General features: G+C 69.6%; 14 protein-coding genes. 10 read left to right on the forward strand and 4 right to left on the reverse strand.

The genetic code is table 11. From position 1 onward, the window contains the following. The first annotated feature begins 140 nt into the window (after nucleotides 1-140). The 10 genes from AC5Y6X_RS02140 (at nucleotide 141) to AC5Y6X_RS02185 (ending at nucleotide 11,568) form a co-directional block, all read left to right on the forward strand. Nucleotides 141-1,850 carry an acyclic terpene utilization AtuA family protein gene (locus AC5Y6X_RS02140; RefSeq protein ID WP_324674579.1) on the forward strand — a complete coding sequence of 570 codons (1,710 nt, stop codon included), beginning with the start codon at nucleotides 141-143 and terminating at the stop codon, nucleotides 1,848-1,850. After that, on the forward strand, nucleotides 1,847-2,995 hold the full coding sequence (locus AC5Y6X_RS02145; protein WP_324674577.1) for an acyl-CoA dehydrogenase family protein: 1,149 nt from the start codon (nucleotides 1,847-1,849) through the stop codon (nucleotides 2,993-2,995). Before AC5Y6X_RS02140 ends, AC5Y6X_RS02145 begins: the two co-directional genes overlap by 4 nt. Next, nucleotides 2,992-4,587: an acyl-CoA carboxylase subunit beta gene (locus tag AC5Y6X_RS02150; protein ID WP_499984032.1), complete on the forward strand. Its 1,596-nt coding sequence runs from the start codon at nucleotides 2,992-2,994 to the stop codon at nucleotides 4,585-4,587. Before AC5Y6X_RS02145 ends, AC5Y6X_RS02150 begins: the two co-directional genes overlap by 4 nt. 5 nt (nucleotides 4,588-4,592) lie before the next feature. After that, on the forward strand, nucleotides 4,593-6,575 hold the full coding sequence (locus AC5Y6X_RS02155) for an acetyl/propionyl/methylcrotonyl-CoA carboxylase subunit alpha (RefSeq protein ID WP_499984035.1): 1,983 nt from the start codon (nucleotides 4,593-4,595) through the stop codon (nucleotides 6,573-6,575). Then, nucleotides 6,572-7,738, forward strand: a complete 1,167-nt coding sequence (locus AC5Y6X_RS02160) for an acyl-CoA dehydrogenase family protein (RefSeq protein ID WP_499984037.1) — start codon at nucleotides 6,572-6,574, stop codon at nucleotides 7,736-7,738. The genes AC5Y6X_RS02155 and AC5Y6X_RS02160 overlap by 4 nt, the downstream gene beginning before the upstream one ends. Then, complete coding sequence (locus AC5Y6X_RS02165; RefSeq protein ID WP_499984039.1) at nucleotides 7,738-8,520, forward strand: enoyl-CoA hydratase family protein; 783 nt, start codon at nucleotides 7,738-7,740, stop codon at nucleotides 8,518-8,520. The genes AC5Y6X_RS02160 and AC5Y6X_RS02165 overlap by 1 nt, the downstream gene beginning before the upstream one ends. Before the next feature lie 112 nt (nucleotides 8,521-8,632). Beyond that, entirely contained in the window at nucleotides 8,633-9,232 is a 600-nt protein-coding gene (locus AC5Y6X_RS02170; RefSeq protein WP_324674567.1) for a DUF1707 SHOCT-like domain-containing protein, read from the forward strand. Nucleotides 9,233-9,344: 112 nt separating this feature from the next. Further along, on the forward strand, nucleotides 9,345-9,674 hold the full coding sequence (locus AC5Y6X_RS02175) for a hypothetical protein (protein WP_499984042.1): 330 nt from the start codon (nucleotides 9,345-9,347) through the stop codon (nucleotides 9,672-9,674). After that, nucleotides 9,671-10,300, forward strand: coding sequence for an Rv0964c family protein (locus tag AC5Y6X_RS02180; protein WP_499984045.1), 630 nt, complete (start codon nucleotides 9,671-9,673; stop codon nucleotides 10,298-10,300). Before AC5Y6X_RS02175 ends, AC5Y6X_RS02180 begins: the two co-directional genes overlap by 4 nt. Before the next feature lie 92 nt (nucleotides 10,301-10,392). Then, complete coding sequence (locus AC5Y6X_RS02185; protein WP_499984048.1) at nucleotides 10,393-11,568, forward strand: LLM class flavin-dependent oxidoreductase; 1,176 nt, start codon at nucleotides 10,393-10,395, stop codon at nucleotides 11,566-11,568. Nucleotides 11,569-11,649: 81 nt separating this feature from the next. Here AC5Y6X_RS02185 and AC5Y6X_RS02190 read toward each other — a convergent pair whose 3' ends face one another. The 4 genes from AC5Y6X_RS02190 to purN are packed head-to-tail and all read right to left on the reverse strand — an operon-like array spanning nucleotide 11,650 to nucleotide 17,267. Continuing rightward, nucleotides 11,650-13,638: a VWA domain-containing protein gene (locus tag AC5Y6X_RS02190; protein WP_499984051.1), complete on the reverse strand. Its 1,989-nt coding sequence runs from the start codon at nucleotides 13,636-13,638 to the stop codon at nucleotides 11,650-11,652. Then, nucleotides 13,631-15,016, reverse strand: coding sequence for a sigma 54-interacting transcriptional regulator (locus tag AC5Y6X_RS02195; RefSeq protein WP_499984054.1), 1,386 nt, complete (start codon nucleotides 15,014-15,016; stop codon nucleotides 13,631-13,633). Before AC5Y6X_RS02195 ends, AC5Y6X_RS02190 begins: the two co-directional genes overlap by 8 nt. Nucleotides 15,017-15,057: 41 nt before the next feature. Then, nucleotides 15,058-16,629: a bifunctional phosphoribosylaminoimidazolecarboxamide formyltransferase/IMP cyclohydrolase gene (gene purH / locus AC5Y6X_RS02200; RefSeq protein ID WP_499985179.1), complete on the reverse strand. Its 1,572-nt coding sequence runs from the start codon at nucleotides 16,627-16,629 to the stop codon at nucleotides 15,058-15,060. A gap of 8 nt (nucleotides 16,630-16,637) precedes the next feature. Next, nucleotides 16,638-17,267: a phosphoribosylglycinamide formyltransferase gene (gene purN, locus AC5Y6X_RS02205; RefSeq protein WP_499984057.1), complete on the reverse strand. Its 630-nt coding sequence runs from the start codon at nucleotides 17,265-17,267 to the stop codon at nucleotides 16,638-16,640. Nucleotides 17,268-17,304 lie beyond the last annotated feature (37 nt).

The following is a 17,304-nucleotide window of genomic DNA, read 5'->3' on the forward strand; positions in this document are numbered from 1 at the left end:
TGTGCGTGGTTTAAGTGTCGCGGTGGGTTTCAGCAGCCCAGGGGGACGGCGCATGCTGGTATTCACGCCGCCGTCGGCGTCCGGCTATGCTGACCTACCGGTTGGTTGGTTCGGCTCACGGTAATCCCAGCGAGGGGAGGATGCGCATGGCTTCTGGCGCCGCCGCTGCCCGGATCGCGAACTGCTCGGGGTTCTACGGCGACCGGCTTTCGGCGATGCGCGAGATGCTGACCGGCGGCGATGTGGACTATCTGACCGGCGACTACCTGGCCGAGCTCACCATGCTCATCCTCGGCCGGGACCGGATGAAAAATCCCGACCGCGGCTACGCCAAGACGTTCCTGACCCAGCTCGAGGACTGCCTTGGCGAGGCCTGCGACCGCGGGGTGCGCATCGTCGCCAACGCCGGCGGCCTCAATCCAGCCGGCCTGGCCGACGCGGTCCGGGCGCTGGCCGAGCGCCTGGGCATTGCGGCGCGGGTCGCCCACGTCGAGGGCGACGACCTGGCGCCCCGCGCGGCCGACCTGGGGCTGGGAACGCCGCTGACCGCGAATGCCTACCTGGGTGCGTGGGGCATCGTCGACTGCCTCAACGAGGGCGCCGACGTCGTGGTCACCGGGCGGGTCACCGATGCCTCGGTGATCGTCGGGGCCGCCGCCGCGCATTTCGGCTGGGGCCGCACCGACTACGACGAACTCGCCGGGGCCGTGGTCGCGGGCCACGTCATCGAGTGCGGAGTCCAGGCCAGCGGCGGCAACTACTCGTTCTTCACCGAAATCCCCGACCTGACCTACGCCGGCTTCCCACTGGCCGAGGTCAACGCCGACGGCTCGTCGGTGATCACCAAGCACCCCGGCACCGGCGGACTGGTCAGCGTCGACACCGTCACCGCGCAGCTGCTCTACGAGATCACCGGCGCGCGCTACGCCAACCCCGACGTCACGGCCCGGATGGACAGCGTCGAGCTTTCCGCCGACGGGCCCGACCGGGTGCGCATCGGCGGCGTGCGCGGCGAACCGCCGCCGCCCACGCTGAAGGTGTCGCTGAACAGCATCGGCGGGTTCCGCAATGCCATGACGTTCGTGCTGACCGGCCTCGACATCGAGGCCAAAGCCGAATTGCTGCGCCGGCAGCTCGAGGCCGCTTTGACGGTGAAGCCCGCCGAGCTGGAATGGACGCTGGCCCGCACCGATCACGCCGACGCCGACACCGAGGAAGCCGCCAGCGCGTTGCTGCACTGCGTGGTCCGCGACCCCGATGCCGCCAACGTCGGTCGCCAGTTCTCTTCGGCCGCAGTGGAATTGGCGCTCGCTAGTTATCCGGGCTTCCACGTCACCGCCCCGCCGGGCGACGGCCAGGTCTACGGCGTCTTCACGCCAGGTTACGTCGACGCCACCCAGGTGCCGCACGTCGCGGTGCACGCCGACGGCAGCCGCACCGACATCCCCTGCGCCACCGAGACTTTGGAGTTGAAGCCCGCCGGTCCCCCGCCGTTGCCCGACCCGCTGCCGGCCGGCCCGACGCGCCGGGTGCCGCTGGGCCGGATCGCCGGGGCCCGCAGCGGCGACAAGGGCGGGTCCGCGAACGTCGGCGTGTGGGTGCGCACCGACGAACAGTGGCGCTGGCTGGCCAACACGCTGACCGTCGAACTGTTCAAGGAGCTACTGCCCGAGGCGGCCGGTTTCGGCGTCACCCGCCATGTGCTGCCCAACCTGCGGGCGGTGAACTTCGTCGTCGACGGCATTCTGGGCCAGGGCGTCGCCTACCAGGCACGATTCGATCCGCAGGCCAAGGGGCTGGGCGAATGGCTGCGCAGCCGCCACGTCGACATCCCGGAAAGGCTGCTGTGAACATCTGGACCACGCCGGAGCGCGAACAGTTGCGAAAGACGGTGCGCTCCTTCGCAGAACGCGAGATCCTGCCCCACGTCGACGAGTGGGAGCGCAGCGGCGACCTGCCGCGCGACCTGCATCGGCGCGCCGGGGCCGCCGGGCTGCTGGGCGCCGGCTTTCCCGAGGCGGTCGGGGGCGGCGGCGGGGACGGCGCCGACTCGGTGATCATCTGCGAGGAGATGCACCAGGCCGGCGCGCCGGGCGGCGTGTTCGCGTCGCTGTTCACCTGTGGCATCGCGGTGCCGCACATGATCGCGTCGGGCGACCAACGGCTGATCGACACGTTTGTAAGGCCGACGCTGGCCGGCGAGAAGATCGGATCGCTGGCCATCACCGAGCCTGGCGGCGGTTCGGACGTGGGACACCTGCGGACCAGCGCGGTGCCCGACGGCGACCACTACGTGGTCAACGGCGCCAAGACCTACATCACCTCCGGGGTGCGCGCCGACTACGTGGTCACCGCGGTGCGCACCGGCGGCCCTGGCGCGGCGGGGGTTTCGCTGCTGGTCGTCGAGAAGGGCACGCCCGGATTCGAGGTGACCCGCAAGCTGGACAAGATGGGCTGGCGATCCTCCGACACCGCCGAGCTGTCCTACACCGACGTGCGAGTGCCGAGGGCCAACCTCGTCGGCGCCGAGAACAGCGGATTCGCCCAGATCGCCCAGGCGTTCGTCGCCGAACGGATCGGCCTTGCCGCGCAGGCGTATTCGAGCGCCCAGCGCTGCCTGGACCTGACCGTGCAGTGGTGCCGCGACCGGGGGACCTTCGGCCGGCCGCTGATATCGCGCCAGTCGGTGCAGAACACGCTGGCCGAGATGGCCCGGCGCATCGACGTGGCGCGGGTCTACTCGCGCAATGTGGTCGAACGGCAACTGGCCGGCGAGACCAACCTGATCGCCGCGGTGTGTTTCGCCAAGAACACCGCCGTCGAGGCCGGGGAATGGGTTGCCAACCAAGCCGTTCAGCTGTTCGGCGGCATGGGTTACATGGCCGAGTCCGAAGTCGAACGCCAATACCGGGACATGAGGATCCTCGGCATCGGCGGCGGGACCACCGAAATCCTCACCGCACTGGCCGCGAAAACCCTGGGATATCAATCGTGACGGTATTGCAGTCCACCCTGGATCCCAAGGCCGACACCTACGCCGAGGCGGCGTGGGCCGCGAACACCAGGCTGGCCGAAATCGAGGCCGAGCTCGCCAAAGCGCTTGCGGGCGGCGGACCCAAGTATGTCGAGCGCCATCACGGCCGCGGCAAGCTCACCGCCCGAGAACGCATCGAGCTGCTCGTCGACCCGGACTCCCCGTTCCTGGAACTCAGCCCGCTGGCCGCCTACGGCAGCGCCTTTCAGATCGGCGCCAGCACGGTCACCGGCATCGGCGCGGTGTCCGGTGTGGAGTGCATGATCGTCGCCAACGACCCGACGGTCAAGGGCGGCACCAGCAACCCGTGGACGCTGAAGAAGATACTGCGGGCCAACCAAATCGCGTTCGAAAACCGGCTTCCCGTCATCTCGCTGGTCGAATCCGGCGGTGCCGACCTACCGACGCAGAAGGAGATCTTCATCCCCGGCGGGCGGATGTTCCGCGACCTGACCAGGCTGTCGGCGGCCGGGATCCCCACCATCGCGCTGGTGTTCGGCAACTCCACCGCGGGCGGCGCCTACGTTCCCGGCATGTCCGACCACGTGGTGATGATCAGGGAACGCTCGAAGGTGTTCCTGGCCGGCCCGCCGCTGGTGAAGATGGCCACCGGCGAGGAATCCGACGACGAATCGTTGGGCGGCGCCGAAATGCACGCACGCACATCGGGTTTGGCCGACTACTTCGCCGTCGACGAGCTCGACGCGCTGCGGATCGGGCGCCGCATCGTCGCCCGGCTGAACTGGGTCAAGCACGGCCCCGCCCCCGGGCCCGTGACCGAGCCGCTGTTCGATGCCGAGGAGCTGATCGGCATCGTGCCACCGGACCTGCGCATCCCGTTCGACCCGCGCGAGGTGATCGCCCGCATCGTCGACGGCTCGGATTTCGACGAGTTCAAGCCGCTCTACGGGCCGTCGCTGGTCACCGGGTGGGCGCGGTTGCACGGCTATCCGCTGGGCATCCTGGCGAACGCGCGCGGCATCCTGTTCAGCGAGGAGTCGCAGAAGGCCACCCAGTTCATCCAGCTGGCCAACCGGTCCGACACGCCACTGTTGTTCTTGCACAACACCACCGGCTACATGGTGGGCAAGGACTACGAAGAGGGCGGCATGATCAAGCACGGCTCGATGATGATCAACGCGGTGTCCAATTCGACGGTCCCGCATATCTCGCTGCTGATCGGCGCGTCCTACGGCGCCGGCCACTACGGCATGTGTGGGCGCGCCTACGACCCGCGGTTCCTGTTCGCCTGGCCCAGCGCGAAGGCCGCGGTGATGGGCGGCGCCCAGCTGTCGGGGGTGCTGTCGATCGTGAGCCGGGCCGCCGCCCAGGCCCGGGGGCAGCAGGTCGACGAGGAAGCCGACGCCGCGATGCGCGCCGCCGTCGAGGGACAGATCGAGGCCGAGTCGCTGCCGCTGGTGCTGTCCGGGATGCTCTACGACGACGGCGTCATCGACCCGCGCGACACCCGCACGGTACTGGGAATGTGTTTGTCCGCCATCGCCAATGGCCCGATCAAGGGGACGTCGAACTTCGGCGTCTTCCGGATGTGAGCCCCATGGTCACTCGAGTGCTGGTCGCCAACCGCGGCGAGATCGCCCGGCGGGTCTTCGCCACCTGCCGGCGGCTGGGCCTGGGCACCGTCGCCGTCTACACCGACCCGGACGCCGCCGCCCCGCACGTCGCCGAGGCCGATGCGCGGGTGCGGCTGCCCAACACCAACGACTACCTGAACGCCGATGCCATCATCGCGGCCGCCCGCGCCGCCGGGGCCGACGCGGTGCATCCCGGCTACGGATTCCTCTCAGAGAACGCCGAATTCGCCGCCGCGGTGCAGGAGGCCGGCCTGACCTGGGTGGGCCCGCCGGTGGCTGCGGTGCGCGCGATGGGCTCCAAGATCGAGGCCAAGAAGCTGATGGCCGCCGCGGGCGTCCCGGTGCTCGACGAACTCGACCCCGACACCGTCACCGAAGCCCAGCTGCCGGTGTTGGTCAAGGCATCGGCGGGCGGCGGCGGGCGCGGCATGCGGGTCGTTCACGAATTGTCCGCTCTCCCCGCCGAAGTCGCCGCGGCACAGCGGGAGGCGCAGTCCGCGTTCGGCGACCCGACCGTGTTCTGCGAGCGCTACCTGCCCACCGGGCACCACGTGGAGGTTCAGGTCCTCGCCGACACCCACGGCACCGTGTGGGCCGTCGGGGAACGCGAGTGCTCGATCCAGCGCCGCCACCAGAAGATCGTCGAGGAGGCGCCGTCGCCGTTGGTCGAGCGCACACCGGGCATGCGCGCCAAGCTGTTCGACGCGGCCCGGCTGGCCGCCGGCGCCATCGGCTACGCGGGTGCCGGGACGGTGGAGTTCCTCGCCGACGATGACGGCGAGTTCTACTTCCTGGAGATGAACACCCGGCTGCAGGTCGAGCACCCGGTCACCGAGGAGACCACCGGGCTCGACCTCGTCGAGCTGCAACTCGCCGTCGCCGCCGTGGAGCGGCTCGACGCCGACCCGCCTGCGGGCGAGGGATATTCGATCGAGGCCCGGCTCTACGCCGAGGATCCGGCGCACGGCTGGCAGCCGCAGGCCGGTGTGGTGCACACGGTCGACGTGCCCTCGGTTGCCGCCGAGTTCGGCTCGCTGGGGCGGCGCACCGGGATCCGGTTGGACTCGGGCATCGTCGCCGGCTCGGCGGTGTCGATCCACTACGACCCGATGCTCGCCAAGGTCATCTCCTACGCGCCGACGCGCCGGCAGGCCGCGCTGGTGCTCGCCGATGCGCTGGCCCGTGCCCGCCTGCACGGTGTGCGCACCAACCGCGAGCTGCTGGTGAACGTGCTTCGCCATCCGGCGTTTCTCGACGGCGCCACCGACACGGCGTTTTTCGACACGCACGGCCTGGCCGAACTGTCGGCCCCGCTGGCCGACGACGCGACGGTCCGGTTGTCGGCGATCGCGGCCGCGCTCGCCGACGCCGCGCACAACCGCGCGATGGCGCAGGTGTTCGCCTCGATCCCGAGCGGCTGGCGCAACCTGGCGTCCGGCTTCCAGGTGAAGAGCTACCGCGACGACGCGGACAACGAGCACGGGGTCGAATACCGTTTCACCCGAACCGGATTGGTGCTTGCCGGAGACGAGCCGGTGCGGCTGGTCTCGGCGGCGCACGATGAGGTCGTGCTGGCCGACGGCGCCGGTGTGGCTTGCGGTTTCGCCGTCGCGCGCTTCGGCCAGGACGTCTACGTCGACTCCGCGCGCGGGCCCGTCCACCTGGTCGCGTTGCCACGGTTCCCCGAGCCGGGTTCGGCCGTCGAGCAGGGATCCCTGGTCGCACCGATGCCCGGCAACGTCATCCGGCTGGGCGCCTCCGTCGGCGATGCCGTCACCGCCGGTCAGCCGCTGATCTGGCTCGAGGCGATGAAGATGGAGCACACCATCACCGCGCCGACCGACGGTGTGCTCGCGCAGCTCGACGTCACGACCGGTCAGCAAGTCGAAGTAGGCGCCGTCCTCGCACGAGTGGAGGCGCCGTCCCAAGAAGGAGATCCGAAATGACCGATACCAGCTTCATCGAGAGCGAGGAGCGCCAGGCGCTGCGCAAGTCGGTGGCCGCATGGGCGTCCAACTACGGCGCCGAGTACTACCTGAGGAAGGCGCGCGCGCACGAGCACACCGACGAGTTATGGGCCGAGGCAGGCAAACTCGGCTTTCTCGGGGTGAACCTGCCCGAGGAGTACGGCGGCGGCGGCGCCGGCATGTACGAGCTGTCACTGGTGATGGAGGAGATGGCCGCCGCGGGCAGCGCGCTGCTGCTGATGGTGGTGTCGCCCGCCATCAACGGCACGATCATCAGCAAGTTCGGCACCGAGGAACAGAAGAAGCGCTGGATTCCCGCCATCGCCGACGGCTCGCTGACGATGGCGTTCGCCATCACCGAGCCGGACGCCGGATCCAACTCGCACAAGATCACCACCACCGCCCGCCGCGACGGCAGCGACTGGGTTCTCAAGGGCCAGAAGGTGTTCATCTCCGGCATCGACCAGGCCCAGGCGGTGCTGGTGGTGGCCCGCACCGAGGAGGCGAAGACCGGCAAGCTGCGCCCCGCGCTGTTCGTGGTGCCCACCGATGCGCCCGGCTTCACCTACACCCCGATCGACATGGAGCTGATCAGCCCCGAACGGCAGTTCCAGGTCTTCCTCGACGACGTCCGGCTGCCGTCGGACGCGCTCGTCGGCGCCGAGGACGCCGCCATCGCACAGCTTTTCGCCGGCCTGAACCCCGAACGCATCATGGGTGCGGCCAGCTCGGTGGGCATGGGACGGTTCGCGCTGGAGAAGGCCGTCGACTACGTCAAGACCCGTCAGGTCTGGTCCACCCCCATCGGCGCGCACCAGGGCCTGTCACATCCGTTGGCGCAGTGCCACATTGAGGTCCAGCTGGCCAAGCTGATGATGCAGAAGGCGGCGACGCTCTACGACAGCGGCGACGACATGGGCGCGGCCGAGGCCGCCAACATGGCCAAATACGCTGCGGCCGAGGCGGCCACCCGCTCCGTCGACCAGGCCGTCCAGTCGATGGGCGGCAACGGGCTGACCCAGGAGTACGGCGTCGCCGCCATGCTGACGTCGGCGCGGCTGGGCAGGATCGCCCCGATCAGCCGTGAGATGGTGCTGAACTTCGTCGCCCAGACCTCGCTGGGCCTGCCCCGCTCGTACTGATGGACACGCTCGTCGACTACACCGGCCCGGCCGATGCCGGCGGCCCGTTCGCCCGGCTGACGCTGAACTCACCGGCCAACCGCAACGCGCTCTCGACCGCGCTGGTCGGCCAGCTGCATCAGGGGCTGCGGGACGCCGCCGCGGATCCGGCGGTCCGGGCGGTGGTGCTCGGGCACACCGGCGGCACGTTCTGCGCCGGTGCCGACCTGAGCGAGGCCGGCGGCGGCGACCCGTTCGACATGGCGGCGGCCCGGGCCCGGGAGTTGACCGCGTTGCTGCGCGCCATCGTCGAGTCCCCGCTGCCGGTGATCGCCGCGATCGACGGGCACGTGCGGGCCGGCGGGTTCGGACTCGTCGGCGCGTGCGACATCGCCGTCGCCGGTCCGCGCAGCACCTTCGCGCTGACCGAGGCCCGCATCGGCGTGGCCCCGGCGATCATCTCGCTGACACTGCTGCCGAAGATGTCGGCGCGCGCCGCCGCCCGCTACTACCTGACCGGCGAAACGTTCGACGCCGCCGAGGCCGCGGAGATCGGGTTGATCACCATGGCGGCCGACGACGTCGGCGCCGCGGTAGCGAAGCTGGTGGCCGACGTGAGCCGGGGGTCTCCGCAGGGGCTCGCGGCGTCCAAAGCGTTGACCACGGCGGGTGTGCTGGAGGGGTTCGATCGCGACGCTGAGCGGCTCAGCGAGGAGTCGGCGCGGCTGTTCGTCTCCGACGAAGCCCGCGAAGGCATGCTCGCATTCCTGCAGAAACGCCCGCCTAGTTGGGCAAACGTCTAACGGCCAGCCGGGGCGCCGGAAAAGGCCCGTCGCTCAGGAGCGGCCCGGGAAGAAGGTTGCAGTTTAGCCAACCCGCTTGCAGCAAAACTTCTACGTCGTACGCTCGTGGATGATGAGCAACCCAACGCAACGTGACGAAAACGACACACGCGACGAATCGTCACGTGCGGGCGACACCGATCGGATCCAGATCGCGCAGTTGCTGGCCTACGCCGCCGAACAGGGCCGACTGCAGCTCAAGGACTACGAAGACCGATTGACCAAGGCGTACGCGGCGACCACGTACGCGGAGCTCGACGAGCTTCGGGCCGACCTGCCCGGCGCGCCGATCGTCCCGCGCCGGGGCGGCAAGCTCAATCCCGCGCCGTCCACCCTGCTGCTGGCGCTGCTGAGCGGATTCGAGCGGCGGGGCCGATGGAACGTCCCGAAGAAGCTGACCACGTTCACCCTGTGGGGCAGCGGGGTGGTGGACTTGCGCTACGCCGACTTCACCTCGACCGAGGTTGACATTCATGCGATCTCGATCATGGGCGTCCAGAACATCCTGCTGCCGCCGGAAGTGAACGTCGAGATCCACGGGCGCGGTGTGATGGGCGGCTTCGACCGCGACGTCGTCGGCCAGGGCACACCGGGCGCGCCGAAGGTCAACATTCGCGGCTTCTCGCTGTGGGGTGGCGTGGGCATCAAGCGCAAGGCCCGCAGGCCCCGCTAGCAGCGGGCAAACGGGCTGGTCAGCCGCGGAGGGTAACTGGCTCGAGCCCCCGGCTCGTGCAATACTCCGCAGGAGCGAAGCCACAGGATCTCATTCAGGGCGGGGGCGAGTCATGGCCGAGGAATTGCGCGCGCAGCCGGACGTACTGAGCCACGTGGGAACCCAACTCGCCAACCACGGTGAGACGTTGCTGGCCGTTCAGCAGGCCTGCCTCGGCGCGGCCGCGGACGCGCAGTCGGGTTGGGTCGGCTCGTCGGCGGGCGCACTATCGGGATTGCTCGACGGTTGGGAGACCGCCGGCACGACCCACATCGGCCGCTTCGGCGAGCATTCGTGCGGCATGCATTTCGCCGCCGTGGAGCTCACCGAGATGGAGCAGCGCACCGCCGCGGCACTGGCCGAGGTCGGCACCACCGATGGGGACGCTGCGCGCGGCGTATGACGAACAGCCTGGCCGACATCGAGCGCTGGGATCCCGCGGCGATCAGGGCGGTCTTCGATGCCGCGATCAAGCGCTCGCACGGCACCCGCACCGCATCGGCGGCGCTGACCGATACCATGCGGCTCCTGGATTTCGGCGGTGACGCCGCCGAAGCGGCGCACGCGGCGACGCATCGCACCTCGCAAATCCTCGACACGCACGCCGACGCCTGCGAGGCCGTCGCTCGCGCCGCCGAGAAATCGGCCGATGAGGTTGCGGCAATCAAGGTGCGGCTCAACGCGATTCGCGACGATGCGCGCTCATCACCCGACGATCGACGACGCGACCGGCCTCGCATACGGGTCGCGGGCCATCGCCGGGTCCAACGGGTCGAAGTCCGTGATCTCAACGTGCTTTGGGGCACGGCCGCCGGCCAACCTCGACTGGGCCTTCCTGGCGGCGGTGCGCGCCAGTACTTTTGCCGCCATCGGCGCGCACGCCCGGGCGAGCTGCGCGTCGCGCCGCAGCGTTGCGGTCACGGGTGCGAACCCACCAATGAACCCGGTCGCGTCGTGCGTCGCCGTCATCGGCCCTCGATCCAAGGCAGGATTTGGACAGTGCAACGATACCGGCGCTCATCGCGATAAGTGCGTCGTTAGCCTGTTGTTTACGAATCCTCGTGTCGTCGTTAACAGGGGTCGCCACCGACTCGACGCCTGGCCTGGCGGGGACCGCTACGATGCTTCAACCACTGCGGAAGGCGACGCGTGTGAATCCGGTCCGAGTCGGGCTGAGCGTTCAGCTCCTCAATTCTCGATACTCCGCGACCGCGCTCGCCCGCGCCAACATGCTGATGGCCACGGCCGGCGGCGTCGACTCCTACTGGGTGGCCGACCACCTGAATTCGCTGTTTCCGCGCTCGATCGCCACGCCGGGCCACCTCGGTGTCGCCACACTCGTCCCGAAGGTCGACGCGCAATTCGAACCGTGGACCATGCTCGGATATCTCGCCTCCCACAACCGCTTTGCGCGTCTGCGCCTTGGCGTCGGCGTTACCGATGCCAATCGCCGTCACCCGGCGGTCACCGCGCAGGCCGCGGCCACGTTGCAGTTGATCACCCGCGGCCGCGCCATCCTGGGCCTCGGCGTGGGAGAACGGGAGGGCAATGAGCCCTACGGAGTGGACTGGACCAAACCCGTTGCGCGCTTTGAAGAGGCGATCGCCACGATCCGTGCGCTGTGGGAATCCGGTGGCGCGCCCGTCTCGCGTGACTCGCCGTATTTCCCGTTGCGTGACGCGGTGTTCGAGCTGCCGCCCTACCGTGGCAACTGGCCCGAGATATGGATCGCCGCCAAGGGACCGCGGATGCTGCGGGCCACCGGGCGCTACGCCGACGCGTGGTTCCCCGGGTTGTTGTCGGGACCCAAGGCCTACGCGTCCGGTCTCGAAGCAGTGCGCACGGCGGCCTCCGACGCCGGGCGCGATCCCGCGTCGATCACGCCGGCAATCTCGGCCTTTGTCATCACCGGACGCAGTCGCGACGACGTCGAGCAGGCCCTGAATTGTGCTGCGGCAAAAGCCTTCGCGCTCATCGCTCCCGGGGAGATGTGGGCCGAGCACGGCGTGCAACATCCACTCGGACATGAGTTCGCCGGCGCCCAGGACCTGATCCCGCAAACGTTAGACCTTCGGACCGTGTTGTCCTACACCAAGGACGTCCCGGTATCGCTGCTCAAAGCCGCCGTTCTGGCCGGGACGCCCGACGAGGTCGTCGACCGGGCCGCGCAATGGCGCGGCCACGGAGTGCGCTACTTCGTCGTCAACAACCTCAGCTACCTGCAGCCGAGCCTGCGGAAGGGCCTCGCTTCCAGCGCACCATTCGTCAGGATTCTGCGCGGCCTCAAGAGGCTGTGAGGTCGAGTTAGTGCGCGCGAGCAGACGCAAAATCGCCCAAATCTTGCGAAATTTGGGTGATTTTGCGTCTGCTCGCGCAACTTACCGGCGGCGCCGCCGGGAGCGCAGGTAGTCGCCCACCACGGCGGCGCCCAGGCCGTCGAGATCGGGCACCACGACGCGTCCCTCGACGCGGCGCGCGACCTGGTCGATGAACCGGGCCAGCCCGGGGTCGCTGCCCAACCGGAAGATGGTGACCTGCGCGCCCAGCCGGGCCATCTCGTCGAACCCGCGCACGGTGTGGGCGATGGTCCGCGGATGCGGCGGATAGTCGAAGAACACGGCGGAAGACCCCTGACCGTCGACGTCCTCCAGGTGGGCGGTCGGCTCGCCGTCGGTCACCACCAGCACGACGGGCTGCGCGTTGGGGTGCCGGCGCAAGTGACGGCCCGCCAGCGCCAGCGCGTGATGCAGGTTGGTGCCCTGCTCGTAGACACCCTCCAGACCTGTCAGCTCGGCCGCGGTCACCGTCCGCGCGTACCGCCCAAACGCGATGATCTGCAACGCATCCGACCGAAACCGGGTGCACACCAGGTGGTTGAGCGCCAGCGCGGTCTGCTTCATCGGCAGCCAGCGATTCTCCATCACCATCGAAAACGAGGTGTCCACCAGCAGCGCCACCGCGGCCTGGGTGCGGGTCTCGGTCTCGGAGACCTCCACGTCGTCGACGCTTATCCGGATCGGGCCGGCCCCGCCCTCCAGGGTCGCGGTCCCCGCCTCGCGCAGCACCGCATTGGTCAGCGTGCGCGAGATGTTCCACGGCTCGGTGTCACCGAATTGCCAGGGCCGGGTCGCGCCGGTCAGCTCGCCGGCCGCGCCGGCACGCCGATGGTCGCGCTCGCCGTGGCGGCCGGAAAGCTGTTGCGCCACATCGCGTAACGCCGTCTCGCCGAGCCTGCGCATGGCCTTGGGCGACAGTCGCCACTGGCCGTCGGAGCCACGATCCAGGAACCCCTGGTTCACCAGCGCGCGTTCCAGTTCGGCCAGCGTCCGGGCGTCGATGGCGGCCTGGTCGCCGAGCTGGCGTGCCAGCGCGTCGAGGTCGACGTCGTCCATGGTGGCGCCCGGGTAACTCTGCGACAACTGCTCGGCCAGCTGCTCGAGCTCGCCGATGTCGGCCAGCGCCTGGGTGCCCTCACCCATGCCCAACGGGTTGTCACCGGAGAACTGCTCGGAGCCGGTCCAGTCCTCCCCCGGCCGGGCGGCCTGCAGATGCGCGTCGAGCCGGTTCAACGCCTGCATCAACGACGGTGAGCCAAAAGCCTGCTGCGCCAAGGCATCCAGCTCGGCGCGCTGCTCGGGGCTGAGGCTGTTGCGGAAGCGCTGCGCGGCGGCGGCGCGCTTGGCCAGCGAGTCCAGCAGCTCCTCGACGTTGCGCGGGTTCTCCGGGAAGAACTCGCCGTGCTTGTCCATGAAGTCCTGGAAGTCCTGTGGCGTGTCCTGACCTCTTGCGTGCTTGTCCAGCAGCTCGTTGAGGTCGTCCAGCATCTCGGTGACGCGCTGGCGATCCTCGTCGGTGGCGCCCTCCAGCGCTTGCTTCATCCCCGCGAAGCGCTGGTCCAGCATCTCGCGGCCCAGCAAATCCTTGATCCGCTCGTACTTTTCGCGCGCCTCGGCGCTGCGCCAGTTGTAGTCGGAGAGCTCCTGCACGGCCTTGGCCGGCGAGGCGGGCAGCGAGTCCAGCTGCAGTTCGCCGAAGCGGGCGTCGTCGTCCAGCGCGCGGGCCAGTTCCTTGCGTTCGGCCAGCACGGCCTCGTCGAGCAGCTTCTTGATCTCCTGCAGCGTGCCGTCCAAGTTGTTGCGGCGCAACAGGTCCCGCCGCCTGCGGTTGGCGTCGGCCGCGAGCCGGTCGGCGCCGGGCATGTTGTTGGTGCCGCGGCGCAGCAGCTCGGACAGCGCCCGGCGCGGCGAGGTGCCTCCCATAACGTCCTGCCCGATCTGTTCGAGCGCCTCGCGCAGGTCCACCGGCGGGGCCAGCGGGTCGGGTCCGCCGGTGTACGCCGAGTAGCGCGAGGAATGCCCTTTAGCCATAGACGGTTTGGCCCTCCCCGGACACCTTGTCGATCCGCTTGGCCAAATACAGCGCCTCCAGCGCGAGCTCGAGCGCCGCGGCGCGCTCGCCCTCGGACTCGGCGCCCAGCTTTTTGGCGATCTTGTCGACGACGGGCAGCCCGGGCACCGCGGCCAGCACGTCCTTGGCCGACACCCGCTCGCCCGTCGTCACCGCCGAACCGGCCTCGACGGCGGCCACCAGGGAGCCGACGTCGACGCCGCCGAGCACCCGCGACGCGGTGTCGGCGGTGGCGCGGCGCAGCAGGTGTTCGAGCACCGCCTGCTCGCGGCCCTCCTCGCCGGACTCGAATTCCAGCTTGCCGCGCAGCACGTCGATCACCGTGCCCAGGTCGACCACGCGGGCCACCGGGTCGGTCTCGCCCAGCACCGCGCCGCGATGCCGGGCCGCGGCCGCGACGGTCTCGGCCGCCGCGATGGCGAACCGCGCCGACACCCCCGAGCGCTGGTCGACCGAACTGGACTCGCGCAGGTACCGGGCGAACCGGGCCAGCACCTGGATCAGGTACTCGGGCACCTGCGCGCTCAGGTGCGCCTCCTGGGCTATCACGCCCATCTCGGCCTCGAGCTCCAGCGGGTAATGGGTCCGGATCTCGGCGCCGAAGCGGTCCTTGAGCGGGGTGATGATGCGGCCGCGGTTGGTGTAGTCCTCGGGGTTCGCGCTGGCCACCACGAGCACGTCCAGCGGCAGGCGCAGCGTGTAGCCGCGGACCTGGATGTCGCGCTCCTCCATCACGTTGAGCATCGACACCTGGATGCGCTCGGCGAGGTCGGGCAGTTCGTTGACCGCCACGATGCCGCGGTGCGCACGCGGGATCAGCCCGTAGGCGATGGTCTCCGGGTCACCGAGGCTGCGGCCCTCGGCGACCTTGATCGGGTCGATGTCGCCGACCAGGTCCGCGACGCTGGTGTCCGGAGTGGCCAGCTTCTCCGTATAGCGTTCGCTGCGGTGCTTCCACTCCACCGGCAGATCGTCCCCGAGCGTGGCGGCCCGCCGGATGGACTCGGGCGTGATCGGCGTGTAGGGGTGCTCGCCCAGTTCCGCCCCGCCGATCACCGGCGTCCACTCGTCGAGCAGCCCTACCAGCGCGCGCAGCAGCCGGGTCTTGCCCTGGCCGCGCTCGCCGAGCAGCACGACGTCATGGCCGGCGATCAGCGCCCGTTCCAGCTGCGGGATGACGGTCTCGTCGAAGCCCAAGATGCCGGGCCAGACCTCGTCCCCGTCGGCCAGCGCGGTCAGCAGATTCTCGCGGATTTCCTGCTTGACTCCCCGCTCACGATGGCCTGCGGCACGCAGCTCGCCGACCGTGCGGGGCAGGTTGCTCGGTAATGGCACCACTCCACGCTACGCGTTGCTGGTCCGCGCGCGATGCCTGGTGTTCAGTGAGCGAAGTGGCGCGCGCCGGTGAGGTACACGGTGACACCCGCCCTGGCCGCGGCCTCGGTCACCTCGTCGTCGCGCACCGATCCTCCCGGGTGCACGATCGCCCTCACCCCGGCCGCGGCCAGCGTCTCGAGGCCGTCGGGGAACGGGAAGAACGCGTCGGAGGCCGCGACGGCGCCCCGGACCCGATCACCGCCGCGCGCGACGGCCAGCCGGGCCGCGTCGACACGGTTGACCTGGCCCATCCCGACGCCGATGGTGGCGCCGTCCGCGGCAATCACGATCGCGTTCGACTTGACCGCGCGGCACGCGCGCCACGCAAAGACCAAGTCGGTCAACGTCGCCGGATCGGCCGGTGACCCAGTCGCCAGCGTCCAGTTCGCGGGATTGTCGCCGTGCGCGTCGAGCTCGTCGCGCTGCTGCATCAGCAGCCCCCCGCTGACCGCTCGCAGCTCGGCACCGCCGGTCAGCGGCTCGGAGGCCACCAGCACCCGGACGTTCTTCTTGCGCGTCAGCGCATCGACGGCGCCCGGCGCGTACGCGGGTGCGACGATCACCTCGGTGAAGATGGTGCTGACATATTCCGCCATCTCGACGCTGACTTCGGTGTTCGACGCGATGACTCCCCCGAAGGCGCTCAGCGGATCGCACTCGTGCGCCTTGCGATGCGCGTCCGCGACCGAAATCGACGAGATGGCGATCCCACATGGGTTGGCGTGCTTGATGATTGCCACACACGTCTGCTCGTGGTCGAAGGCCGCCCGCCAGGCCGCGTCGGCGTCGGTGAAGTTGTTGTAGGACATCTCCTTTCCGTGCAGCTGCTCCGCCTGCGCCAGGCCGGGCCAGGCGCCCGGGTCCACGTACAGCGCCGCCTGCTGGTGCGGGTTCTCGCCGTAGCGCAGCATCGCCGAGCGGCGCCAGCCGCGGCCGAACCACTGCGGGAACGCCGTCGGCGGATGCTCGGGCGCCAGCGTCGACTCCATCCAGCTCGCGACGGCGATGTCGTACTCCGCGGTGTGCTGAAAGGCCAGCGACGCCAGCCTTTTGCGCTCGGCGAGCGTGAATCCGCCGTTGCGCACCGCGGCGAGCACCCCGTCGTAGCCCAGCGGGTCGGTGACCACCGCGACGCTGGGATGGTTCTTCGCGGCCGCCCGCACCATCGACGGCCCGCCGATGTCGATCTGCTCGACGCAGTCGTCGATGCCGGCGCCGGAGTCGACGGTCTCGCTGAACGGATACAGGTTGACGACGACCAGTTCGAACGCCGCGATCCCGAGCCGCTCGAGCGCCGCGGCGTGCTCCGGCTTGCGCAGGTCGGCCAGCAACCCGGCATGCACCCGCGGATGCAGTGTCTTGACCCGGCCGTCGAGCACTTCGGGAAAGCCGGTCAGTTCCTCGACCGGTGTCACCGGGATGCCCTTGCCGGCAATGGTTTTGGCGGTCGATCCGGTCGAGACGATCTCGATGCCGGCCGCACTGAGACCCTGGGCGAGTTCGATCAGCCCGGTCTTGTCGTAGACGCTGATCAACGCGCGGCGAATCGCCCTTCTTGACTCGTCGGTGCTCACGGGAGTGCTCATCCCAGGGTCGCCTTTCGTCCGGTCCAGGTCACGCCGCGGGTTGCGATCGCGGCCACGACGTCCACCAACAGCTTCCGTTCGGTGACCTTGATGCGTTCGTGCAGTGTCTCCTCGGTGTCGCCGTCGAGCACCGGGACGGACTGCTGCGCCAATATCGGTCCCGTGTCGGTGCCGGCATCCACCAAATGCACCGTACAGCCGGTGACCTTCACGCCATAGGCCAACGCCTCGGCCACCGCGTGCGCGCCGGGAAACGCCGGCAGCAGCGCCGGGTGCGTGTTGAGGATGCGGCCGCAGTATCGTGAAAGATACTGTGGCCCAAGTAGTTTCATGAATCCCGCGGATACGACCAGATCCGGCGAGTGCGCGGCGGTGGCTTCGGTGATGGCGGCGTCCCAGGCCTCGCGGCTGGCGTGGTCGCCGAGCCTGACGGTGAAGGTCGGCACCGATGCGGCCTCGGCGATCTGCAGGGCCAAGCAGTCGCGGTCGGCGCCGACGGCGACCACGCGGGCCGGGTAGCCGCCGACGGCGGCGGCGAGCAGCGAGCTCAGCAGCGACCCGGTGCCCGACGCGAGCACCACCAGCCGCGCCGGTGCGCTCGGGGGCACGTGGAGCGGTTGCTGCACATCGGCGAGCCTACTGGGAGTGATGGGCGCCATACGG

It is taken from the genome of Mycobacterium sp. NGS26 (assembly GCF_059813025.1).